Genomic DNA, 22,032 nt, shown 5'->3' on the forward strand with positions numbered 1-22,032 from the left:
TGTAGCCTACCCGTGCGCTGTTGTGTCGTTTCGGTGGACGGGAGGCCCGCCCGGCCCAGAGGGGGGCGATGGCGGAGATCCGACCGAAGGGGCACTCCGCGTGTCGACCGCACAGCCCGAGCTGACCAGAGGAGCTCGGAGCCGGCCGCAGCCGGCCGAGCCCGCCGGACCCGTCGGGCCGAGAATCCGGTCCGGGGCCCGGCAGCCCCGGCGCAACCCGCTCCACCTGGCCCTGGCCCTGCTGCTGTCCTGGCTGGTACCGGCCGGGCTGGTGGCGGTGCACCTCGGCGTCCTGCTCCTGCCGCTGCTCGTGCTGGCGGTCGCCGTCGTGATCCGCACCGGCGGCGTGCTGCTGGACCGCCTGGTGATCGCCGGCCTGATCGTCGCCGGCTCGGTGCTCACCCTCGGCCTGGTGTACTCGCTCTGGCCGTGGGGCCTCGCCCCGGTGCCGACCACCGGGGTGATGTTCTCCCTGATCTCGGTCGGCGGCTGGCTCGCGCGTCGGCGCCCGCGACTGCCGCTGCGCTTCCGCGGCTCGGACCTCCTGGTCCTGGGCACCGTCGCGGTGGTGGGGCGCTACCTCGTCCACCCGCTGATGGGGGAGACGGCGGCCGAGCGGGTGGCGCTGTTTGCCACCTCCGAGGACCGGCTCGCCCACTTCTCCTTCTTCTCCGGCATCCAGGGCGTCGGCGGCTTCAACTTCCTCCACCAGGAGGCGGCCAAGGCCTACCTGATCCCGCCGTCCGAGGTGACCTACCCGCAGGGCTCGCACTTCCTGCTGGCCTGGGTGGACGCGCTGGTCCACTCCTCCGCCGACCCCGGCGCGATGGTCTACACGGTCAACCGCTACTTCCTGTACCTGCTGGTCTGCTACGCGCTGTTCTGCGGCGGGCTGGTCTGGGCCGCCCGCTGGATCGGCGGGCCGCGGCTGCGCGGCTGGCGGTGCACCGCGGTGTGCGCGACCGTCGGCGCCATCATGCTGGCGACCAACTACCTGGACCTGCTCGCCCACGGCTTCGACTCGACCTTCATCGGGCTCTTCTTCGTGACCCTGACGCTGGCGGTCGCCGTCCGCCCGGCCATGGGGGTGGGCGAGTTCCTGCTGGCCGGCGCCGCCGGCATGGTCACGGTCACCTACGCGTACAACATCTACGGCGCGTTCGCCGGCGTCGCGCTGTTCGGCGCGCTCGTCGTGCACCGCCGCAAGTTCGCCGGCCGCTGGGTCTGGGTGCTCGCCGCACTGGTGGTGACGCTCGGTGTCGCCGCGCTGCCGAGCGCCCTGTCGCTGACGGGCGACCTGGACGTGGCCAGCGCCTCCAACATGAACGGCCCGTCCGTCAGCGCCGACAACTCGGTGCTGATCGGCGGCGGGCTGCTGGGCCTGCTGGCCGCGGTGATGCCGCGCAACCGCCGCACGGCCACCGGCCAGGCGCACCTGGCGGTGCTGCTCGGCACGGGCGCGCTGCTGAGCGCCTTCGCGCTGTACCAGCTGCACACCATCCAGCGGTACTCGTACTACTTCCACAAGATGACCGCCGTCGGCGTCGTGGTGAGCCTGGTCTCGCTCGGCGCGGTCGGCGTCGTGCTGCAGGGCCAGTACCGGGGGAGCGCCCGGACGCTGCCGCGGCGGGCCGGCGAGCTGGTCGTCTCCGTCCTGACCGTCGCCACCGCGCTCAGCCTCTTCGCGGGCGTCCAGTGGGGCTTCCTCAGCACCGAGGACAAGCGCGCCGACTGGTACGCCAATCCGCTGGTGGCCTGGGGCCGCGGCGAGTGGCGCAGCGACATGGGCCCCAAGGGCGCCGAGGCGCTGCAGCTCCCCGGTGTGACCGGCCCGGTCGTCTTCCTGGTGGCGAACGACGACTACAAGAACCTCAAGGCGACCTGGCTCGCCGCGCTGCTCAACCGGCGCGGCGGCGACATGGCCGCGCTGTACGACATGCACCCGCACATCGGCATCGGCGGTCCCTCCCCCAAGGAGGAGGACTACCGCAAGTCGGTCGGCAAGCTGAAGGAGTTCATCGCCAAGCTGCCCGCCGCGCCGACGATCGTGACCGCCGACCGCTCGGTGGGCGATCGGATCAAGCACGACCTGGCCGCCCAGGGGGTCAAGGTGACGGTGCTGAGCGATCCTCAGAACCTCTGGACCGAACCGTGGAAGCGCACCTTCCCCGGTGGCTGACGGCCCCGGGAGGGTCACCGAGCATTCACGGTGACCCGCTACTATTCACAGCAATCGCACGGAGGGGGCCGACCGCGTGCGGAGACGGGAGCCCAGGTCGGCCGGTGAACTCGGTGATCATGTGATGAAGAACCCGATCGCCAAGCTGCTCGGGATTCTCCCCCCGGGGGCCCGGCTCGTGGTCGGTGGCACGGTTGTGCTCGGAGCCTCGGCGTACGTCTACATGGCGCTCGTCGGCTACAGCCTCGGCACCGCCGGGGCCGCCCGGGTGACGATGCTCTGGACCGTCGTCATGTCGGTCGGCTGGGGGCTGTTCCAGCCGGTCGAGCTGGAACTGACCAGACTGGTGGCCGCCCGTAAGGTGGCCGGAGCCGGCGCACTGCCCGCCGTCCGGCGGATGCTGCTGCTCGCGCTGGCGATCCTGGCAGGCGCCTGTGGCGTCCTGGCCGCCGCCGCGCGCCCGATCGCCGACCTGCTCTTCGGCGGCGACACCTCGCTCGTGCTGGCGCTCGCCGGCGGCCTGGCCGGCCTCGCGGTGAGCTCGGTCTCCCGCGGCGCCCTGGCCGGCCTCGGCCTGTTCGGCCCCTACGGCACCCAGCTGGCCGTCGACGGCGCCCTGCGGATCGGCCTGGCCGCGCTGACCGCCGTGGCCGGGCTGCACTCCGCCCTGGCCTTCGGTCTGATCCTGGTGGTGGCCCCGGTCGTGGCGGCCCTGATCGGACTGCGCGGAATCCTGGCCGACCGGGCACCCGGCCCCGAGGTGGCCTGGAAGGAGCTCACCGGCGGTCTGGGCCTGCTGATCGCCTCGGTGATGCTCTCGCAGCTGGTGGTCAACGCCACCGTGGTCTGCGTCCGCCTGCTCGCCCCCAAGCACTCCGAGGCCTCCGACGCGCTGGTGTTCGCGCTCGGCCAGGCCGTGGTGATGGCCCGGGTGCCGCTCTTCGCCTACAGCGCGCTCCAGGCCTCGATGGTCTCGGCGCTCTCCGGCGCGGCCGCGGCGGGGGACCACAGCGAGTTCCGCAAGGTGCTGACCCGGACCACCGCGGTGGTCGCGGCGATGTGCATCGGCGGCGGTCTGCCGGTCATCGCGCTCGGCGCCTGGCTCAACCCGCTGCTCTTCAACGCCAAGGACCTGCTCGGCCCGCTCGACTTCACCTGGCTGGTCCTCGGGACGCTCTGCTACGTCCTGGCCACCGTCTTCGGCCAGGCCCTGATGTCGCGCTCGCAGCACCGCCTCCAGTTGGTGGGCTGGGCCGCGGGTTCCGTAGCATTGGTGGCCGTCGCGTGCGCCCCCGGCGCGGTCGGCCTGCGTGCCGAGCTCGCCTACCTGGCCGGTGCGGCGGTCAGCGCCGTGCTGATGCTGTGGGCCCTGTACCGCGCCATGCCCTCCCGTCCCCGCCCGTCCGGCGACGCCCGCCCGCGCCCGGACGGGGACCGGGCGACCGAGCCGCTGCGCACCCCGTGACGGTGAGGACCCGACTGTGACTGGCCGACGACGCCCATGAGCAGCACCGACGACAGACCGACCCAGGCACGCACCGGCGTGCCGATCGCCAAGCATGGAGCCCCTGTGTCCGAGTACGACAACGTCTGGCTGGTGATCCCGGCCTACAACGAAGGCCAGGTGATCGCCGAGGTCGTGGAAGGGGCACGCAAGACCTTCCCCAACATCGTCGTGGTGGACGACGGCTGCACCGACGACACGGCGCAGCACGTCATGACGACCGGTGCGCACCTCGTCCGCCACCCGGTGAACCTCGGCCAGGGCGCTGCGCTGCAGACCGGTCTGAAGTACGCGCTGGAGCAGCAGGGCGCGGAGTACTTCGCGACCTTCGACGCGGACGGCCAGCACCAGACCGGCGACGTCGAGAAGATGGTGGCGCTGCTGCGCCAGGGCGAGGCCGACATCGTGCTCGGCTCCCGCTTCATCGAGCAGACCGGCCAGGTGCCGTGGATCAAGCGCGTGGTGCTGCGGACGGCCGCCGCGGTCAGCCCCACCGCCCGCAAGCTGAAGCTCACCGACGCGCACAACGGTCTGCGCGTCATGAACCGCGAGGCCGCCGGCCGCATCCGGATCACCATGAACGGCATGGCCCACGCTTCGGAGATCGTCTCCTTCCTCGCCGGCTCGGATCTGCGGGTCGCCGAGGTGCCGGTGGACATCCTGTACACCGACTACTCACGCGCCAAGGGTCAGTCCCTGATCAACGGCGTCAACATCCTCTTCGACATCTCGCTGCGGGAGCGTAACCGCCGATGAATCACCTCTGGATTCAGCTGATCCTCGTCGTGGCCGCCGTGGCCATGGCCCTCCTGTTCGTCCGGCGCTGGGACGCCGCGAACACCAGGGCGTGGAAGCGCATCGCCTTCTCGCTCTTCGTGATCGCGAACATCGTCGCGATCCTGTGGCCGACCGGCGTGACCAAGCTGGCCACCGCCCTGGGCGTGGGCCGCGGCACCGACCTGGTGCTGTACCTGATGGTGATCGGCATGGGCTTCCTGACGCTCAACACCTACCTGCGCTTCCGCTCGCTGGAGAAGAAGATCACCGACCTGGCGCGCACGGTGGCCATCACCGAGGGCATCCGCCACAACAACGACCGCCTCGACGTCCCGGTCAGCTCCGAGCGCTGACCCGGGCCCGCCGGGCGAGGACACCGACGAGAGAACGGGACCCCCGTGCGGGGTACCGTTCCTCTTCGCGTCACCGGGCAGGCGCGCCGGTGCACCGAAGCGCGATCAAGACCAGGAGGTGCGGCGCCGCCATGAGCGTCGATTTCGTCATTCCGTACTACGGCGACCCGGAGTACCTGTTCGCCACCATCGACAGCATCCGGGCGCAGCACCAGGAGGACTGGCGGCTGACGATCGTGGACGACCAGTACCCGGGCTTCCGGGCGCTGGAGTACATCGAGAGCCTGGGCGACGAGCGGATCCGCTACATCCGCAACGAGGAGCGGCTGGGCCCCAACGGGAACACCTACAAGGCCTCGACCCTGGCCGAGCGCGAGTTCGTCTCGATGATGGGCGCCGACGACCTGCTGGAGCCGGACTACCTCGACGTCGTCCTGGAGCGCCTGCGGGCGGACCCGAAGGCGATCGCGGTCCAGCCCGGCGTGCGGGTGATGGACAGCGAGGGCACGATCCTCACCTCGGTCGGCATCGGCGACAAGGTCAAGCGCAAGATCAGCGCCCCGGCCCGCAAGGCCGGCATGATCAGCGGCGAGGAGGCGGTGAAGAGCCTGCTCTCCGGCAACTGGCTGTACACGCCCTCGCTCACCTACCGCCAGTCCGCCCTGTCGAAGATCCCCTACCGGGCGGACATCGACGCCATCCACGACCTGGCGTTCATGGTCGACATGCTGATGGAGGGCGGCAACCTCCTGGTCGACGACCGCGAGGTGTTCCGCTACCGCCGCCACCAGGCAAGCGACTCCTCGACCCGGGTCAAGGACGGCAAGCGCTTCGACGAGGAGCTGCACTACTACGGCCTGATCGCCAAGGAGCTGCGCGCCAAGGGCTGGAACGCCGCCGCCCGCTCCGCCGACCTGCACCTGTCCTCGCGCCTGCACGCGCTGATGGTGGCGGCCGGTCGGCTCGGTGCCGGTGACTTCGCGCACGCCGGGGCCATGGTGGGACGGGCCGTCCGCACCGGCTGACCGTCCCGGGCAGCGCCGAAGCAGGCATTCGGCGGAGGCCGGGGGACTGGGCGGCGCCCCCACGATGTCCGTTTGACCGTCGCCACATCCGCGCCACTCCACGAAAGCGACTGACATGACTGATCTGGCAGCCGGCCCGGTCGGCGGCTCCACCACGGAGCCGCGCCGGCCGGACGGTGTGACGACGGACCCGGCCGGCTCGCGGGCCCCGGGCCTGCTGGCCCGGCCCTGGGCGGTCCGCACGGCGGAGGCGGTGGTGTCGGTCGTGGCGGCCTTCGCCTTCGCCCTGCTCTGCACCCGCATCGACGTCAACCCGCTCAGCCGGGTCGGCCAGGTCAGCGGCCTGGCCATGATCCAGAAGTACGCGGCGCTGGTGGGCCTGCCGGTCCTGGCCGTGCTGCTCTACACCGCCTACAAGGGCAGCGTGGCGCGCGCCCAGCTCGCCCAGCGGCTGGTCTGCGCCGCCGTCGCGGGCCTGTCCACCGGTGTGGTGGCCGGCGGCATCGCGGTGGCGCTGAACGGCACCCAGTGGGGGCTCGGCGGCCAGGAGGGCGACCCGGGCAACCTCATCGGCATGGCCAACGACATGCTGCGCGGCCAGGGTGTGCCCGGCGTCTACCCGCCCGGGTTCCCGGGGGCGCTGGCGATCTGGTCGAAGCTCTTCTACGGCGGGGTCGGCGGCGGTGGCTACGCGCTCAAGGACCTCCAGCTGATCTGCAGCGCGCTGGTCGGCCCGATGGCCTACCTGTCCTGGCGGCTGCTGCTGCGGCCGTTCTGGGCCCTGCTGATCGCCGTCCCCTCGGCGATCCTCTTCCTCGACCCGATCCGCCCGTACAGCCACGTCACCATGATCGTGATGGTGCCGATGCTGGCGGGCGCCCTGCGCGAGCTGCGCCGCGCCCACGAGCTGTCGACCCGCTCGGTGGTGCTCCGCGCCCTGGGCTTCGGCGGCTCGTTCGGCGTGATGTTCCTCTGGTACAACGGCTGGTTCGTCTGGGCGGCCCCCGGGGTCTTCGTCCTGACCATGTTCGTCGTGCCGTGGCGCCGGGGCGCCGCGCGGCTCAAGCGGGCCCTGCTGTTCCTCGGGGTGACGGTGCTGACCGCCGGCGTCGTCGCCTCGCCGCTGCTGTACCAGCTGGTCAAGCTGGGCGCGCAGGCCAAGGACCGGTACGCCTACCTGCCGGTCTACATCGACCCGGCGTACATCATGGGCTGGGCCTCGGACCGTTCCGGCCGCCTCACCTACCACGACTGGCCGTGGCGCGGCGAGCTCGCCGGCCAGAGCGCCTACACCCTGCTGCTGCTGGCCGGCGCTGCGCTGGCACTGGGCCTGGGCCTGCGCAGCATCGCGGTGCGGACGGTCGCGGCGACCCTGATCGGCGCCTGGCTGCTGCGCTTCTGGTTCGCCTCGCACCTTGCCCAGGACAAGGCGATCCAGCTCTACCCGCGCACCACCTGGATCATCCTGTACGCCCTGATGATCCTCGCCGTGCTCGGCCTGATGTTCGCCGTGCAGCGCGGGACGAGCTGGGCCCGCACGCTGCAGCGGGTCGAGGACGGCAAGCCGGTGGCGGGGGCGATCCGTCCTGCGGTCACCGGCCGGATGGTCGCGGGTGCGGTCTGTGCGCTCGCGCTGTTCGCCACCATGGGCGCCTCCTGGTCGGCCGACCGCTACATGCCGACCACCGATCCGAAGGCCATCCCGGACGGCAAGTCGGAGATCATCGACATGGGCGCCGACGCCTGGCGCGCGCACATCCTGGTGAACCGCAACGGCAAGTGCCCCAAGTACGACCCGGCCGGTCCGACGGACTGCGCGCCGGTGAACTACAAGCTCAAGGAGTACAACAACGAGCCCGACAAGGGGCAGCTGTGGTGCGCCAACGTGAAGTCCGAGGAGTGGGCCCTGGTCTGCGGCTCCAAGCGCCCCTGGTAGCGGAGCGGACCGGCTGAGCGGCCCCGGCGTGGTGCAGACCACGCCGGGGCCGATTGGCATCCGGGCTGCTCCATGTGGCAGTATGTCCAAGTTGCTCGGTTGAGTGCCGATGCTGCGCGCCTCCCGCCGGGAGGACCGGAAGCGAGTCCCAAGTACTCGTCGTTCCCGTGATGGCCGTTCATGTGTTCACGTGAAGTGTGTGGACGCAGTGGTGTGAAGTCGACACCGCGGCAGCTGCGGGGCGGACGTACGGGAATCTTCCGGGAAGCGTGGGCGGGGCCTCGACCCGGCGCCTGGTGGGTGCAAGACCTCACCGACTCACAGCGAGAACACCGAGAAGAGGACACACTCTTCCGGTTTTTTGCAAGCGGGAGTGCGACACGCCCGACCGCGTGGGTCGGAGGTAACCACCCAGGGGTGCCACCGGACACAGTCCACCCGGACGAATTCGGCCGCAGAAGCAGCAGACGACACAAAGGACTACTGAGTAGCCATGGCGGGACAGAAGATCCGCATCCGGCTCAAGGCCTACGACCACGAGGTGATTGACTCCTCGGCGAAGAAGATCGTCGAGACCGTCATTCGCACTGGTGCGCAGGTCGCGGGCCCGGTGCCGCTGCCCACTGAGAAGAACGTGTACTGCGTCATCCGCTCGCCGCACAAGTACAAGGACTCGCGCGAGCACTTCGAGATGCGTACTCACAAGCGTCTGATCGACATCCTCGACCCCACGCCGAAGACGGTTGACTCGCTCATGCGTCTCGACCTGCCGGCTGGTGTCGACATCGAGATCAAGCTCTGAGAGGCGCACCGAAGATGGCTAAGCAGATTAAGGGCATCCTGGGCGAGAAGCTCGGCATGACCCAGGTCTGGGACGAGAACAACCGGATCGTTCCGGTGACCGTCGTCAAGGCTGGGCCGAATGTCGTGACCCAGGTCCACACCGCCGACAGCCCGGCCGGCTACGACGCCGTCCAGATCGGCTTCGGCGAGATCGACCCCCGCAAGGTGAACAAGCCCCTCGCGGGCCACTTCGCCAAGGCCGGTGTCACCCCGCGCCGCCACCTGGTCGAGCTGCGTACCTCGGACGCGTCCGAGTACACCCTGGGCCAGGAGATCACCGCCGAGCTGTTCGAGGCGGGTGTCAAGGTCGACGTGACCGGCACCTCCAAGGGCAAGGGCTTCGCCGGTGTCATGAAGCGTCACAACTTCAAGGGTCTCGGCGCCGGCCACGGCACCCAGCGCAAGCACCGTTCGCCCGGTTCCATCGGTGGCTGCGCCACCCCGGGCCGCGTGTTCAAGGGCCTGCGCATGGCCGGTCGGATGGGTCACGAGCGTGTGACCACCCAGAACCTGACCGTGCACGCGGTCGACGCGGAGAAGGGCCTGCTGCTCATCAAGGGCGCCGTCCCGGGCCCGAACGGCGGCCTCGTCCTCGTCCGCACCGCGGCGAAGGGGCTGTGAGGAAATGAGCACCATTGACATCCTGTCGCCGGCTGGCGACAAGACCGGCAGCATCGAGCTGCCGGCCGAGATCTTCGACGCGAAGGTCAGCGTTCCGCTGATGCACCAGGTCGTCGTGGCGCAGCTCGCTGCGGCCCGTCAGGGCACCCACAAGACCAAGACTCGTGGCGAGGTCCGTGGCGGCGGCAAGAAGCCGTACCGCCAGAAGGGCACCGGCCGCGCCCGTCAGGGCTCGACCCGTGCGCCGCAGTTCGCCGGCGGTGGCGTCGTGCACGGTCCCGTGCCGCGCGACTACTCGCAGCGGACCCCGAAGAAGATGATCGCCGCCGCCCTGCGCGGTGCGCTCACCGACCGGGCCCGCCACAACCGCATCCACGTCGTCACCGGCGTGACCGCGACCGAGGCGCCGTCGACCAAGGCCGCCAAGAGCCTGTTCGGCAAGATCACCGAGCGCAAGAACGTCCTCCTGGTCGTCGAGCGCTCGGACGAGCTGGGCCTCAAGTCCGCTCGCAACCTGCCGCACGTGCACATCCTGGACGCCGGTCAGCTGAACACCTACGACGTGCTCGTCTCCGACGATGTGGTCTTCACCCAGGCCGCCTTCGAGCGTTTCGTGGCCGGTCCGGCCGCGTCCGCCAAGGCCGTTGCCGCTGAGGGCGAGCTCGAAGGGAGCGCCGCCTGATGAGCGACGTTACGAGCAAGACGTTCACGGACCCCCGTGACGTCCTGGTGAAGCCGGTCATCTCCGAGAAGAGCTACAGCCTTCTCGACGAGAACAAGTACACGTTCATCGTGTCGCCGGGCGCCAACAAGACCCAGATCAAGCAGGCCGTCGAGGCGGTCTTCTCGGTCAAGGTCGAGGCTGTCAACACGATCAACCGTCAGGGCAAGCGCAAGCGCTCCAAGACGGGCTTTGGCAAGCGCAAGGACACCAAGCGCGCCATCGTGACGCTGGCCGAGGGCAACCGCATCGACATCTTCGGTGGTCCGGTCTCCTGAATAGGGAGATCGTGATCGTCGATTAGGACGAGGACGAGAGAGCCAAATGGGCATCCGCAAGTACAAGCCGACTACGCCGGGCCGTCGTGGCTCCAGCGTGGCCGACTTCGTAGAAATCACGCGGTCCACGCCGGAGAAGTCGCTGGTTCGCCCCCTGCACAGCAAGGGCGGCCGTAACAACGCCGGTCGTGTCACCGCTCGCCACCAGGGTGGCGGTCACAAGCGCGCCTACCGCGTGATCGACTTCCGTCGTCACGACAAGGACGGCGTGCCGGCCAAGGTCGCGCACATCGAGTACGACCCGAACCGCACCGCGCGCATCGCGCTCCTGCACTACGCGGACGGCGAGAAGCGCTACATCATCGCTCCGCGCGGTATCACGCAGGGTGACCGGATCGAGAACGGCCCCACGGCCGACATCAAGCCGGGCAACAACCTGCCGCTGCGCAACATCCCGGTCGGTACCACCATCCACGCGGTGGAGCTGCGTCCCGGCGGCGGTGCCAAGCTGGCCCGCTCGGCCGGCTCCGGCATCCAGCTGCTGGCGCGTGAGGGCAAGATGGCGCACCTGCGCATGCCCTCCGGTGAGATCCGCCTGGTCGACGCGCGCTGCCGCGCCACCGTCGGCGAGGTCGGCAACGCCGAGCAGTCGAACATCAACTGGGGCAAGGCCGGCCGTATGCGCTGGAAGGGCGTCCGCCCGACCGTGCGTGGTGTCGCCATGAACCCGATCGACCACCCGCACGGTGGTGGTGAGGGTAAGACCTCCGGTGGTCGCCACCCGGTCTCGCCGTGGGGTAAGCCCGAGGGCCGTACCCGTCGCCCGAACAAGGCGTCGGACAAGCTCATCGTGCGCCGCCGCAAGACCAACAAGAAGCGCTAGGAGCAGGTCAGATGCCGCGCAGTCTTAAGAAGGGCCCCTTCATCGACGGCCACCTCATCAAGAAGGTGGACGCGCAGAACGAGGCGGGTACCCAGAACGTCATCAAGACCTGGTCCCGTCGCTCCGTGATCTCCCCGAGCATGCTCGGCCACACGATCGCGGTTCACGATGGTCGCAAGCACGTCCCGGTGTTCGTCACCGAGTCGATGGTCGGCCACAAGCTGGGCGAGTTCGCTCCGACCCGCACCTTCCGCGGCCACGTCAAGGACGACCGCAAGTCGAAGCGTCGCTAGTCGCCTGAGCTTCACCGCCAGAACGACTCAATGACTTACTCCATTAAGGGGACAACCATGGAAGCCAGGGCCCAGGCGCGGTACATCCGCGTCACGCCCATGAAGGCCCGCCGCGTGGTGGACCTCATCCGTGGCCTGAACGCCACGGAGGCCCAGGCCGTCCTGCGTTTCGCTCCGCAGGCCGCCACCGTGCCGGTCGGCAAGGTGCTCGACAGCGCCATTGCCAACGCCGCGCACAACTACAACCACTCCAACGTGGACGACCTCTACATCTCTGAGGCGTACGTTGACGAGGGCCCGACCCTGAAGCGGTTCCGTCCGCGCGCCCAGGGCCGTGCCTACCGGATCCGCAAGCGGACCAGCCACATCACCGTGGTCGTCAGCAGCAAGGAAGGGACCCGGTAATGGGCCAGAAGGTTAACCCGCACGGGTTCCGCCTCGGCATCAGCACGGACTTCAAGTCCCGCTGGTACGCCGACAAGCTGTACAAGGACTACGTCAAGGAAGACGTCGCCATTCGTCGCATGATGACGAAGGGCATGGAGCGCGCCGGCATCTCCAAGGTCGAGATCGAGCGCACCCGCGACCGCGTCCGCGTTGACATCCACACCGCTCGCCCCGGCATCGTCATCGGCCGCCGTGGCACCGAGGCCGACCGCATCCGCGGCGACCTCGAGAAGCTGACCGGCAAGCAGGTCCAGCTGAACATCCTCGAGGTCAAGAACCCCGAGCTGGACGCCCAGCTCGTGGCTCAGGGCGTCGCGGAGCAGCTGTCCTCCCGCGTCTCCTTCCGTCGTGCCATGCGCAAGTCGATGCAGGGCACCATGAAGTCCGGCGCCAAGGGCATCAAGGTCCAGTGCTCCGGTCGTCTCGGCGGCGCCGAGATGAGCCGTTCGGAGTTCTACCGCGAGGGCCGTGTGCCGCTGCACACCCTGCGCGCGAACGTCGACTACGGCTTCTTCGAGGCCAAGACCACCTTCGGCCGCATCGGCGTGAAGGTCTGGATCTACAAGGGCGACGTCAAGAACATCGCCGAGGTCCGCGCTGAGAACGCCGCTGCCCGCTCGGGCAACCGCCCGGCCCGTCCCGAGGGTGGTCGTCCCGCCCGCGGTGGCGAGCGCCGTGGTGGCGAGCGCGGTGGCCGTGGCCGTCGTCCCGCCGCCGAGGCCCCCGCGGCCCCGGTGACCGAGGCTCCGGCTGCTGAGAACACCGGAACGGAGGCCTGACCCCAATGCTGATCCCCCGTCGGGTCAAGCACCGCAAGCAGCACCACCCGAAGCGCCGCGGCGCTTCGAAGGGTGGCACCGAGCTGGCGTTCGGCCAGTTCGGCATCCAGGCCGTGACCCCGGCCTACGTGACGAACCGTCAGATCGAGTCCGCTCGTATCGCGATCACCCGTCACATCCGTCGTGGCGGCAAGGTCTGGATCAACATCTACCCGGACCGCCCGCTGACCAAGAAGCCGGCCGAGACCCGCATGGGTTCCGGTAAGGGTTCGCCGGAGTGGTGGATCGCGAACGTGCACCCGGGTCGGGTCATGTTCGAGCTGTCGTACCCGAACGAGAAGGTGGCTCGCGAGGCGCTCACCCGCGCCGCGCACAAGCTGCCGATGAAGTGCCGGATCGTCCGGCGCGAGGACGGTGAGAGCTGATGTCGGCCGCTACCAAGGCTGCTGACCTCCGCCAGCTGGACAACGAGGGTCTCGTTGCCAAGCTGCGTGAGGCCAAGGAGGAGCTGTTCAACCTCCGCTTCCAGGCGGCGACCGGGCAGCTCGACAACCACGGACGGCTCAAGCTCGTCCGTAAGGACATCGCGCGGATCTACACCCTGATGCGCGAGCGCGAGCTGGGCATCGAGACGGTGGAGAACGCCTGATGACTGAGAACACCAACGAGACGCGCGGTTTCCGCAAGACCCGTGAGGGTCTCGTCGTCAGCGACAAGATGGACAAGACCGTCGTCGTCGCCGTCGAGGACCGCGTCAAGCACGCTCTGTACGGCAAGGTCATCCGCCGTACGAACAAGCTGAAGGCGCACGACGAGCAGAACGCGTGCGGCATCGGTGACCGGGTCCTCCTCGCGGAGACCCGCCCGCTGTCCGCGACGAAGCGCTGGCGCGTCGTCGAGATCCTCGAGAAGGCCAAGTAACGAAGCCGATGAGGTACGGCCGTATGTGCACCGGGTCCCCCGTGGACGCCGGTGTGAGCAGCGGCCGGCCCGTCGACTCTCGTTGACGATCAGGAGAAAGCTGTGATCCAGCAGGAGTCGCGACTGCGCGTCGCCGACAACACTGGTGCCAAGGAGATCCTTTGCATCCGTGTTCTCGGTGGCTCCGGTCGCCGCTACGCCGGTATCGGGGACGTCATTGTCGCGACCGTCAAGGACGCGATCCCCGGTGGTTCGGTGAAGAAGGGTGACGTCGTCAAGTGCGTCGTCGTCCGCACCGTCAAGGAGCGTCGTCGTCCGGATGGCTCGTACATCCGCTTCGACGAGAACGCTGCGGTCGTTCTGAAGAACACCGAGGGTGACCCGCGTGGCACCCGCATCTTCGGCCCGGTCGGCCGTGAGCTGCGCGACAAGAAGTTCATGAAGATCATCTCGCTTGCGCCGGAGGTGCTCTAACTCATGGCGAACAGCATGAAGATCAAGAAGGGTGACCTGGTCCAGGTCATCACCGGCAAGGACCGCGGCAAGCAGGGCAAGGTCATCCAGGCCCTCCCCGCCGAGAACAAGGTCCTGGTCGAGGGTGTCAACCGGGTCAAGAAGCACACCAAGCCGGGCCCGGGCACCCAGGGTGGCATTGTCACCGTCGAGGCCCCGGTGCACGTCTCCAACGTCCAGCTGGTCGTGGAGAAGGACGGCAAGAAGGTCGTCACCCGCGTTGGCTACCGCTTCGACGACGAGGGCAACAAGATCCGCGTTGCCAAGCGAACCGGTGAGGACATCTGATGTCTGAGACGTCTGTTGAGAAGGTGACCCCCCGTCTCAAGGAGCGTTACAACTCCGAGATCAAGGGTCAGCTGCAGGAGCAGTTCTCGTACGAGAACGTCATGCTGACGCCCGGCCTGGTCAAGGTCGTCGTCAACATGGGTGTCGGCGAGGCCGCCCGTGACAGCAAGCTGATCGAGGGCGCGATCCGCGACCTGACCGCGATCACCGGTCAGAAGCCGGCCGTGACCAAGGCTCGCAAGTCCATCGCGCAGTTCAAGCTGCGCGAGGGCCAGCCGATCGGCACCCACGTCACCCTCCGTGGTGACCGCATGTGGGAGTTCCTGGACCGTCTGGTGTCGCTGGCCCTGCCGCGTATCCGTGACTTCCGTGGTCTCTCCCCGAAGCAGTTCGACGGCCGTGGCAACTACACCTTCGGTCTGACCGAGCAGGTTATGTTCCACGAGATCGACCAGGACAAGGTCGACCGTCAGCGCGGTATGGACATCACCGTCGTGACCACCGCTCAGACCGACGACGAGGGCCGGGCGCTCCTGCGCGCCCTGGGCTTCCCGTTCAAGGAGGCGTGAGCCAATGGCGAAGAAGTCCCTCATCGCGAAGGCCGAGCGGAAGCCGAAGTTCGGCGTCCGGGCCTACACCCGGTGCCAGCGCTGCGGCCGTCCGCACTCGGTGTACCGCAAGTTCGGCCTCTGCCGTGTCTGCCTCCGTGAGATGGCGCACCGCGGCGAGCTGCCGGGCGTGACCAAGAGCTCCTGGTAGTCCAGGCAGTTCTAGTCAGTTAGCGAAGCAGAGGCGCCCGACCCCACATCGCCCACGCTGTTCATTTGAGCAGGTTTGGGCTCCCGTACGGAATCCCGTAAGGTAGTGGGGTCGGGCCCCCTGTCACGGCCGTCCCATGGCGGCAGGTGATCCTCTTCGGAGGGCTCGCACCCAGTCTTACTACGTCGTAGGTCCCCTGCGTCTGTGCCCCGTACTCCGCAGGAGTGCGGGGGACCTTGCGCGGAGAAACCACGGCGAGAGAGGCCTGAGGCCATCATGACCATGACCGACCCCATCGCAGACATGCTCACGCGTCTGCGTAACGCTAACTCGGCGTACCACGACTCCGTGGCGATGCCGGCCAGCAAGATCAAGGCGCACGTCGCCGAGATCCTGCAGCAGGAGGGGTACATCTCCTCCTACAAGGTTGAGGAGCCCGCTGAGGGCGAGGTCGGCAAGAAGCTGACCATCGAGCTCAAGTTCGGCCCCAACCGTGAGCGCTCGATCGCTGGCATCAAGCGGATCAGCAAGCCGGGCCTGCGGGTCTACGCAAAGTCCACCAACCTGCCGAAGGTCCTCGGCGGCCTGGGCGTGGCGATCATCTCCACGTCCTCCGGTCTCCTCACGGACAAGCAGGCTGCCAAGAAGGGCGTAGGCGGAGAAGTTCTCGCCTACGTCTGGTAATTCGGGAAACGGAGGTACAGCAATGTCGCGCATTGGACGGCTGCCCATCCCGGTTCCCGCCGGCGTGGACGTCACCATCGATGGCCAGGCGGTCTCGGTGAAGGGCCCCAAGGGCTCCCTCACCCACGTTGTCGCCGCGCCGATCGAGATCGGCAAGGGCGAGGACGGCACTCTGGCTGTCACCCGCCCCAACGACGAGCGTCAGTCGAAGGCCCTGCACGGCCTGACCCGCACGCTGGTGGCGAACATGATCACCGGCGTGACCGCGGGCTACCGCAAGTCGCTGGAGATCAGCGGTGTTGGTTACCGAGTCGCTGCGAAGGGCTCCTCGATGGAGTTCCAGCTCGGCTACAGCCACCCGATCCTGGTCGAGGCCCCGGAGGGCATCTCCTTCGTGGTCGAGTCGCCCACCAAGTTCCACGTGGACGGCATCGACAAGCAGAAGGTCGGCGAGGTCGCCGCGAAGATCCGCAAGCTGCGCAAGCCCGACCCGTACAAGGCCAAGGGCGTCAAGTACGCGGGCGAGGTCATCCGCCGCAAGGTCGGAAAGAGTGGTAAGTAAGCGATGAGCGTCTCTGTCAAGATCGGCAAGGGCAACGCCTACAAGAGCGCCGCTCGCAAGCGCCGCGCGATCCGCGTTCGCAAGCGCGTCGTCGGCACCGAGGTGCGTCCGCGCCTCGTTGTGACGCGTTCGAACCGTCACATGGTCGCCCAGGTCATCGACGACGCCAAGGGTCACACCCTGGCGTCGGCGTCCACCCTCGACGTGTCCATCAAGGGCGCCGAGGGCGACAAGACCGAGCTGGCCAAGAAGGTCGGGAGCCTGGTCGCCGAGCGCGCCAAGGCCGCCGGCATCGAGGCGGTCGTCTTCGACCGCGCGGGCAACCGGTACGCCGGCCGCATCGCCGCTCTGGCCGATGCTGCCCGCGAGGCCGGGCTCGACTTCTAAGCCGCTCGTCGGCTCAGTCGACGGACGTAATCGAGAGAGGTAATTCCAATGGCTGGACCCCAGCGCCGCGGTAGCGGCGCCGGCGGCGGCACCGGCGGTGGCGAGCGGCGCGACCGTAAGCGTGACGACCGGGGTAACGCCCCCGCTGTCGAGAAGACCGCTTACGTCGAGCGCGTCGTCGCGATCAACCGTGTCGCCAAGGTTGTCAAGGGTGGTCGTCGTTTCAGCTTCACCGCGCTGGTCGTGGTGGGCGACGGTGACGGCACCGTTGGTGTCGGTTACGGGAAGGCGAAGGAGGTTCCGGCCGCCATCGCCAAGGGTGTTGAGGAGGCCAAGAAGAACTTCTTCAAGGTTCCCCGTATCCAGGGCACCGTCCCGCACCCCGTTCAGGGCGAGAAGGCCGCCGGCGTCGTGCTGCTGAAGCCGGCCGCCCCCGGTACCGGTGTTATCGCCGGTGGTCCGGTGCGCGCCGTCCTGGAGTGCGCCGGCATCCACGACATCCTGTCGAAGTCGCTCGGCTCGGACAACGCGATCAACATCGTGCACGCCACCGTGGCTGCTCTGAAGGGCCTCGTGCGCCCCGAGGAGATCGCCGCCCGTCGTGGCCTGCCGCTGGAGGACGTGGCTCCCGCTGCTCTGCTGCGGGCGCGTGCTGCTGGGGTGAGCGCCTGATGGCTCGCCTGAAGATCACGCAGACCAAGTCGTACATCGGCAGCAAGCAGAACCACCGTGACACCCTGCGTTCGCTTGGTCTCAAGCGCATGCACGACGTCGTGGTGAAGGAGGACCGTCCCGAGATCCGCGGGATGGCCCACACGGTCCGTCACCTGGTGACGGTTGAGGAGGTGGACTGATCATGGGCGACAACCCGATCAAGATCCACAACCTGCGGCCCGCTCCGGGTGCCAAGACCGAGAAGATCCGTGTGGGTCGTGGTGAAGGCTCCAAGGGTAAGACCGCCGGTCGTGGTACCAAGGGCACCAAGGCCCGCTACCAGGTTCCGCAGCGCTTCGAGGGTGGCCAGATGCCGCTCCACATGCGTCTGCCGAAGCTGAAGGGCTTCAAGAACCCGTTCAAGATCACGTTCCAGGTTGTCAACCTCGACAAGCTGGCCGAGCTCTACCCGCAGGGTGGCGAGGTCACCGTCGAGGACCTGGTCGCCAAGGGCGCGGTTCGCAAGAACTCCCTCGTCAAGGTGCTCGGCACCGGCGAGATCTCGGTTGCGCTGCAGGTGACGGTCGACGCCGTCTCCGGCTCCGCCGCCGAGAAGATCACCGCCGCCGGCGGTACCGTCACCGAGCTCGTCTGAGCCCGCTGACCTTCCGCGAGCCCCGCACCGCCCTTTCCGGGCGGTGCGGGGCTCGCGCCTTTCCGGGCCGGGGCCGCCGCGTTCCGCACGCCAACCGTCCGTCCGCGACGCGACGCGTTCCCGCGACTCCTCCCGTGTCTTCGCGCGCCTTTCCCCGGTCGCGGCGGCGCGCCGGCCGGGCCGCGTTCCCGGGCGGCCGGGGCCCTCGTTCTTTTGTGTGGCAAACCCGGGCATCCCGTACCCCGTGAGTGGGGGAGGGGCCGTACGCGCTTCTTTCGAGTGGCCGCGCACTGTTAGAGTCCGTGGAGTTCCCTTGTAGGCTGCGCGTAGGCTCGCCTGTGCCGTCTGTACGGGGGCCCGAACCGCAAACTCCCCAATTCAGGACCGACCCTCCCGCCGACGACGCGCGGGAGGCGCAGGAGGCACCGTGCTCAGTGCGTTCGCGCGGGCGTTCCAGACGCCCGACCTGCGCAAGAAGCTGCTGTTCACGCTGGGCATCATGGTGCTGTTCCGGCTGGGATCGCACATCCCGGTACCCGGGGTGGATTTCCAGGCCGTCAACGCCTGTGTGAAGGAGACCAAGAACAGCGGTCTGTTCGGGCTCGTCAACCTGTTCAGCGGTGGCGCGCTCCTCCAGCTGACGATTTTCGCGCTCGGCATCATGCCGTACATCACGGCCAGCATCATCCTCCAGCTCCTGACCGTCGTGATCCCGCGACTTGAGGCGCTGAAGAAGGAGGGCCAGGCCGGGACCGCCAAGATCACCCAGTACACCCGCTACCTGACCATCGCGCTCGCCGTGCTCCAGGGCACCGGCATCGTGGCGACGGCCTCCAGCGGCGCGCTGTTCTCGGGCTGCCCGTACGCGAACCAGATCGTGCCGGACACCGGCGTGTTCCGGATCGCCGTCATGGTGCTCACCATGACCGCCGGCACCACCGTGATCATGTGGCTCGGCGAGCTGATCACCGACCGCGGCATCGGCAACGGCATGTCGCTGCTGATCTTCACCTCGATCGCGGCGCAGTTCCCGTCCTCGATGTGGGCGATCAAGCAGTCCGGCACCATCGGCGACGGCTGGGTCGAGTTCCTCTCCGTGGTCGCGGTCGGCATCATCGTTGTGATGCTGGTCATCTTCGTGGAGCAGGCCCAGCGCCGGATCCCGGTCCAGTACGCGAAGCGGATGATCGGCCGCCGCGCCTTCGGCGGCACCTCGACCTACATCCCGCTCAAGGTGAACCAGGCGGGTGTCATCCCGGTCATCTTCGCCTCGTCGCTGCTGTACATCCCCGCGCTGGTGGTGCAGCTGACCAACAGCCAGGCCGGCTGGGCGGTGTGGATCCGGACGAACTTCGTCAAGGGTGACCACCCGATCTACATGGCCACCTACTTCCTGCTGATCGTCTTCTTCGCCTTCTTCTACGTCGCGATCTCCTTCAACCCCGAAGAAGTTGCCGACAATATGAAGAAGTATGGTGGGTTCATCCCGGGCATCCGGGCCGGCCGGCCGACGGCCGAGTACCTGAACTACGTGCTCACCCGCATCACGTGGCCGGGTTCGCTCTACCTGGGCCTGATCGCGTTGATCCCGATGATCGCCCTGGTCGCCTTCGGACAGCAGACCAACTTCCCGTTCGGCGGCACCAGCGTGCTCATCGTCGTCGGCGTCGGACTCGAAACTGTGAAGCAGATCGAGAGCCAGCTCCAGCAGCGCAATTACGAAGGGTTCCTCCGCTGATGCGTATCGTCCTCGTCGGGCCTCCCGGGGCCGGGAAGGGTACTCAGGCGCACCTGCTCGCCAAGACCCTGTCCATCCCCCACATCTCCACCGGTGACCTGTTCCGCGCCAACATCGGTCAGGGCACCCCGCTGGGGCTTGAGGCCAAGAGCTACATGGACGCGGGTCGCCTGGTGCCGGACGAGGTCACCATCGGGATGGCCAAGGACCGCATGCTCCAGGCGGACGCCGCCAACGGCTTCCTGCTCGACGGCTTCCCGCGCAACCTCGGCCAGGCCAAGGCGCTGGACGAGTTCCTCGTGGAGCAGGGCATCAAGCTCGACGGCGTGCTGGACCTGGAGGTCCCCGAGGACGAGGTCGTCAAGCGCATCGCCGGCCGGCGGCTCTGCCGCAACGACGGTGGTCACGTCTTCCACGTCGACTACAACCCGTCGAAGGCCGAGGGCGTCTGCGACGAGTGCGGCGGCGAGCTGTACCAGCGCTCGGACGACACCGAGGAGAAGGTGCGCACGCGCCTGGAGGTCTACCACACGGAGACCGAGCCGATCATCGACTACTACCGTCAGCAGGGCCTGGTGGAGGTCATCCCGGCCCTCGGCAAGGTGGACGAGGTCACCCAGCGCGCGATCGAGGCGCTGAAGCAGGACAGCTGAGTCTTATCGACGTTCGTACGGCCGCGCACGCCCGCTCCGGGGCGGCGCGGCCGTACGGCGTCGTACGGTGGAACGAGTGCACGGCCGCCCGGCAAGGACCGGGCGGGAACCCAAGGAAGGCGTGACCAGATGGTGGAGATCAAGACCCCCGAGCAGATCGCGAAGATGCGAGCGGCCGGGCTGGTCGTCGCCGAGGCGCTGAAGGCCTGCCGCGAGGCGGTCGCTCCGGGGGTGACCACCCAGGAGCTCAACGACGTCGCGGACAAGGTCATCACCGAGCACGGCGCCACCTCGAACTTCCGCGCCCACCACGGCGGCCTCTGGTTCCCGGGCGTGATCTGCGCCTCGGTGAACAACGAGGTCGTCCACGGCATCCCCGGCGAGCGGGTGCTGCAGGAGGGGGACGTCATCTCGATCGACTGCGGCGCCATCCTGGACGGCTGGCACGGCGACGCGGCGATCACCGTCGCGGTCGGCGAGGTCCGCCCCGAGGTCGAGATGCTGAGCCGGGTCACCGAGGGCTCGATGTGGGCCGGCATCGCCCAGATGAAGAAGAACAACCGCCTGGTCGACGTCTCCAAGGCGATCGAGGGCTTCATCCGGCGCCAGCCGCTGCCGCCCAAGGGCAAGTGGGGGATCACCGAGGGCTACGGCGGCCACGGCATCGGCACCGCGATGCACATGGAGCCCCACGTGCTGAACTACGTCGAGCGCGGCCGCGGCAAGGGCCCCAAGCTGGTCCCCGGCACCGTGCTGGCGATCGAGCCGATGGTCTCGCTCGGCACGCCGCACACCACGGTGCTGGAGGACGACTGGACCGTCGTGACCAACGACGGCACCTGGGCCTCGCACTGGGAGCACTCGGTCGCGGTGACCGAGCAGGGGCCGCTGGTGCTGACCGCCTTCGACGGCGGGAAGGCCGAGCTCGCGAAGCTGGGCGTCACCGCCGCCCCGGACCCGCTGGCCTGACCGCGGGTGTGAGCGCAGGCGCGGCCGACGGCCGCTGAGAACGGACCGGAGCCCTGGAGGTTTGGACCTCCAGGGCTTTTGTCCTACTTTTATCGGCTGGCAGTGGCTGTTGCCGTTGGACTGGCTTCGAGCGAGCAGGAGAGAGCAGTGCTCAAGGGATTCCGCGACTTCATGATGCGCGGCAACGTCGTCGACATGGCGGTCGGTGTGGTGATCGGTGCCGCCTTCACCGGGGTGGTGACCGGCTTCGTCTCCGCCTTCCTCACCCCGCTGGTCGGCGTGGTGGTCGGCGCGGCCGGCGACTTCAGCTCCTACAAGGCCACCGTGGCCGGGGTCACGTTCCCCTACGGGCAGTTCCTGAACGTGCTGATCGCCTTCTTCATGACCGCCGCGGTGCTGTACTTCTGCGTCGTGCTGCCGGTCACCAAGGCCACCGCCCGGTACATGCCGAAGAAGCCGAAGACCCCGAAGCGCCCCTGCCCCGAGTGCCTGACGGAGATCCCGGAGGCGGCCCGCCGCTGCTCGGCCTGCACCGCCCACGTCGAGCCGCTGATCGTGGTGGCCCAGCGCTGATTCGGGTGCCCCGGTTTTGGTCCATCCCGCGCACTGG

The 22,032-nt window shown here is 68.4% G+C and carries 31 protein-coding genes; all 31 read left to right on the plus strand.

All coding sequences use genetic code 11. From position 1 onward, the window contains the following. The first annotated feature begins 100 nt into the window (after positions 1 to 100). On the plus strand, positions 101 to 2,179 hold the full coding sequence (locus ACIPSC_RS24130; RefSeq protein WP_400828163.1) for a hypothetical protein: 2,079 nt from the start codon (positions 101 to 103) through the stop codon (positions 2,177 to 2,179). A 124-nt stretch (positions 2,180 to 2,303) separates the two neighbouring features. After that, entirely contained in the window at positions 2,304 to 3,644 is a 1,341-nt protein-coding gene (locus tag ACIPSC_RS24135) for a hypothetical protein (RefSeq protein ID WP_400828164.1), read from the plus strand. 36 nt (positions 3,645 to 3,680) lie between these two features. Beyond that, the gene (locus tag ACIPSC_RS24140; RefSeq protein ID WP_400828165.1) at positions 3,681 to 4,439 is read left to right on the plus strand and encodes a glycosyltransferase family 2 protein; all 759 of its coding nucleotides are present in this window, start codon (positions 3,681 to 3,683) and stop codon (positions 4,437 to 4,439) included. Further along, positions 4,436 to 4,813: a DUF2304 domain-containing protein gene (locus tag ACIPSC_RS24145; protein WP_313764190.1), complete on the plus strand. Its 378-nt coding sequence runs from the start codon at positions 4,436 to 4,438 to the stop codon at positions 4,811 to 4,813. Before ACIPSC_RS24140 ends, ACIPSC_RS24145 begins: the two co-directional genes overlap by 4 nt. Positions 4,814 to 4,944: 131 nt before the next feature. After that, positions 4,945 to 5,838, plus strand: a complete 894-nt coding sequence (locus tag ACIPSC_RS24150) for a glycosyltransferase family 2 protein (protein WP_400828166.1) — start codon at positions 4,945 to 4,947, stop codon at positions 5,836 to 5,838. A gap of 115 nt (positions 5,839 to 5,953) precedes the next feature. Further along, a complete protein-coding gene (locus ACIPSC_RS24155) occupies positions 5,954 to 7,774 on the plus strand; it encodes a hypothetical protein (protein ID WP_400828167.1) in 1,821 nt (606 codons plus the stop codon). A 493-nt stretch (positions 7,775 to 8,267) separates the two neighbouring features. After that, positions 8,268 to 8,576 (plus strand): 30S ribosomal protein S10, encoded by a 309-nt coding sequence (gene rpsJ / locus ACIPSC_RS24160; RefSeq protein WP_012785157.1) that lies wholly within the window; start codon positions 8,268 to 8,270, stop codon positions 8,574 to 8,576. Positions 8,577 to 8,590: 14 nt separating this feature from the next. Continuing rightward, the gene (rplC, locus tag ACIPSC_RS24165; RefSeq protein WP_030263524.1) at positions 8,591 to 9,238 is read left to right on the plus strand and encodes a 50S ribosomal protein L3; all 648 of its coding nucleotides are present in this window, start codon (positions 8,591 to 8,593) and stop codon (positions 9,236 to 9,238) included. A 4-nt stretch (positions 9,239 to 9,242) separates the two neighbouring features. After that, positions 9,243 to 9,920 (plus strand): 50S ribosomal protein L4, encoded by a 678-nt coding sequence (gene rplD, locus ACIPSC_RS24170; protein WP_400828168.1) that lies wholly within the window; start codon positions 9,243 to 9,245, stop codon positions 9,918 to 9,920. Then, positions 9,920 to 10,237 carry a 50S ribosomal protein L23 gene (rplW, locus tag ACIPSC_RS24175; RefSeq protein ID WP_030280768.1) on the plus strand — a complete coding sequence of 106 codons (318 nt, stop codon included), beginning with the start codon at positions 9,920 to 9,922 and terminating at the stop codon, positions 10,235 to 10,237. The genes rplD and rplW overlap by 1 nt, the downstream gene beginning before the upstream one ends. A gap of 46 nt (positions 10,238 to 10,283) precedes the next feature. Beyond that, a complete protein-coding gene (gene rplB / locus ACIPSC_RS24180; RefSeq protein ID WP_400828169.1) occupies positions 10,284 to 11,120 on the plus strand; it encodes a 50S ribosomal protein L2 in 837 nt (278 codons plus the stop codon). A gap of 11 nt (positions 11,121 to 11,131) precedes the next feature. After that, positions 11,132 to 11,413 (plus strand): 30S ribosomal protein S19, encoded by a 282-nt coding sequence (gene rpsS / locus ACIPSC_RS24185; RefSeq protein WP_035848164.1) that lies wholly within the window; start codon positions 11,132 to 11,134, stop codon positions 11,411 to 11,413. A gap of 57 nt (positions 11,414 to 11,470) precedes the next feature. Beyond that, positions 11,471 to 11,818, plus strand: coding sequence for a 50S ribosomal protein L22 (gene rplV, locus ACIPSC_RS24190; protein ID WP_030232471.1), 348 nt, complete (start codon positions 11,471 to 11,473; stop codon positions 11,816 to 11,818). Continuing rightward, positions 11,818 to 12,639: a 30S ribosomal protein S3 gene (gene rpsC / locus ACIPSC_RS24195; protein ID WP_209414069.1), complete on the plus strand. Its 822-nt coding sequence runs from the start codon at positions 11,818 to 11,820 to the stop codon at positions 12,637 to 12,639. The genes rplV and rpsC overlap by 1 nt, the downstream gene beginning before the upstream one ends. A 5-nt stretch (positions 12,640 to 12,644) precedes the next feature. After that, entirely contained in the window at positions 12,645 to 13,064 is a 420-nt protein-coding gene (rplP, locus tag ACIPSC_RS24200) for a 50S ribosomal protein L16 (protein WP_030300385.1), read from the plus strand. Beyond that, positions 13,064 to 13,288: a 50S ribosomal protein L29 gene (gene rpmC / locus ACIPSC_RS24205; protein WP_030300387.1), complete on the plus strand. Its 225-nt coding sequence runs from the start codon at positions 13,064 to 13,066 to the stop codon at positions 13,286 to 13,288. The genes rplP and rpmC overlap by 1 nt, the downstream gene beginning before the upstream one ends. Then, entirely contained in the window at positions 13,288 to 13,560 is a 273-nt protein-coding gene (rpsQ, locus tag ACIPSC_RS24210) for a 30S ribosomal protein S17 (protein ID WP_110670527.1), read from the plus strand. Before rpmC ends, rpsQ begins: the two co-directional genes overlap by 1 nt. A gap of 102 nt (positions 13,561 to 13,662) precedes the next feature. After that, entirely contained in the window at positions 13,663 to 14,034 is a 372-nt protein-coding gene (gene rplN / locus ACIPSC_RS24215; RefSeq protein WP_030232481.1) for a 50S ribosomal protein L14, read from the plus strand. A gap of 15 nt (positions 14,035 to 14,049) precedes the next feature. Continuing rightward, positions 14,050 to 14,361, plus strand: coding sequence for a 50S ribosomal protein L24 (gene rplX / locus ACIPSC_RS24220; RefSeq protein ID WP_148644962.1), 312 nt, complete (start codon positions 14,050 to 14,052; stop codon positions 14,359 to 14,361). Continuing rightward, positions 14,361 to 14,930 carry a 50S ribosomal protein L5 gene (gene rplE, locus ACIPSC_RS24225; RefSeq protein WP_030300393.1) on the plus strand — a complete coding sequence of 190 codons (570 nt, stop codon included), beginning with the start codon at positions 14,361 to 14,363 and terminating at the stop codon, positions 14,928 to 14,930. Before rplX ends, rplE begins: the two co-directional genes overlap by 1 nt. 4 nt (positions 14,931 to 14,934) lie before the next feature. Continuing rightward, positions 14,935 to 15,120, plus strand: a complete 186-nt coding sequence (locus ACIPSC_RS24230) for a type Z 30S ribosomal protein S14 (RefSeq protein ID WP_030393303.1) — start codon at positions 14,935 to 14,937, stop codon at positions 15,118 to 15,120. 276 nt (positions 15,121 to 15,396) lie between these two features. Further along, the gene (rpsH, locus tag ACIPSC_RS24235) at positions 15,397 to 15,804 is read left to right on the plus strand and encodes a 30S ribosomal protein S8 (protein WP_238862988.1); all 408 of its coding nucleotides are present in this window, start codon (positions 15,397 to 15,399) and stop codon (positions 15,802 to 15,804) included. A 22-nt stretch (positions 15,805 to 15,826) separates the two neighbouring features. After that, a complete protein-coding gene (gene rplF, locus ACIPSC_RS24240) occupies positions 15,827 to 16,366 on the plus strand; it encodes a 50S ribosomal protein L6 (protein ID WP_313764186.1) in 540 nt (179 codons plus the stop codon). Positions 16,367 to 16,369: 3 nt separating this feature from the next. Next, positions 16,370 to 16,753, plus strand: coding sequence for a 50S ribosomal protein L18 (gene rplR / locus ACIPSC_RS24245; protein WP_030232494.1), 384 nt, complete (start codon positions 16,370 to 16,372; stop codon positions 16,751 to 16,753). Between the two features lie 48 nt (positions 16,754 to 16,801). Next, positions 16,802 to 17,425 carry a 30S ribosomal protein S5 gene (gene rpsE, locus ACIPSC_RS24250; RefSeq protein WP_400828170.1) on the plus strand — a complete coding sequence of 208 codons (624 nt, stop codon included), beginning with the start codon at positions 16,802 to 16,804 and terminating at the stop codon, positions 17,423 to 17,425. Next, entirely contained in the window at positions 17,425 to 17,607 is a 183-nt protein-coding gene (gene rpmD, locus ACIPSC_RS24255) for a 50S ribosomal protein L30 (protein ID WP_030055835.1), read from the plus strand. The genes rpsE and rpmD overlap by 1 nt, the downstream gene beginning before the upstream one ends. A gap of 2 nt (positions 17,608 to 17,609) precedes the next feature. Next, the gene (rplO, locus tag ACIPSC_RS24260; protein WP_380234346.1) at positions 17,610 to 18,062 is read left to right on the plus strand and encodes a 50S ribosomal protein L15; all 453 of its coding nucleotides are present in this window, start codon (positions 17,610 to 17,612) and stop codon (positions 18,060 to 18,062) included. 427 nt (positions 18,063 to 18,489) lie between these two features. Continuing rightward, the gene (secY, locus tag ACIPSC_RS24265) at positions 18,490 to 19,800 is read left to right on the plus strand and encodes a preprotein translocase subunit SecY (RefSeq protein WP_238862985.1); all 1,311 of its coding nucleotides are present in this window, start codon (positions 18,490 to 18,492) and stop codon (positions 19,798 to 19,800) included. Next, complete coding sequence (locus ACIPSC_RS24270; protein WP_400828171.1) at positions 19,800 to 20,453, plus strand: adenylate kinase; 654 nt, start codon at positions 19,800 to 19,802, stop codon at positions 20,451 to 20,453. Before secY ends, ACIPSC_RS24270 begins: the two co-directional genes overlap by 1 nt. A gap of 129 nt (positions 20,454 to 20,582) precedes the next feature. Continuing rightward, the gene (gene map / locus ACIPSC_RS24275) at positions 20,583 to 21,422 is read left to right on the plus strand and encodes a type I methionyl aminopeptidase (protein ID WP_400828172.1); all 840 of its coding nucleotides are present in this window, start codon (positions 20,583 to 20,585) and stop codon (positions 21,420 to 21,422) included. Between the two features lie 147 nt (positions 21,423 to 21,569). Continuing rightward, positions 21,570 to 21,995, plus strand: a complete 426-nt coding sequence (gene mscL, locus ACIPSC_RS24280; RefSeq protein ID WP_400828173.1) for a large conductance mechanosensitive channel protein MscL — start codon at positions 21,570 to 21,572, stop codon at positions 21,993 to 21,995. The last annotated feature ends 37 nt before the right edge of the window (positions 21,996 to 22,032 follow it).

Source organism: Kitasatospora sp. NPDC090091 (assembly GCF_044747365.1).
GTDB lineage: Bacteria > Actinomycetota > Actinomycetes > Streptomycetales > Streptomycetaceae > Kitasatospora.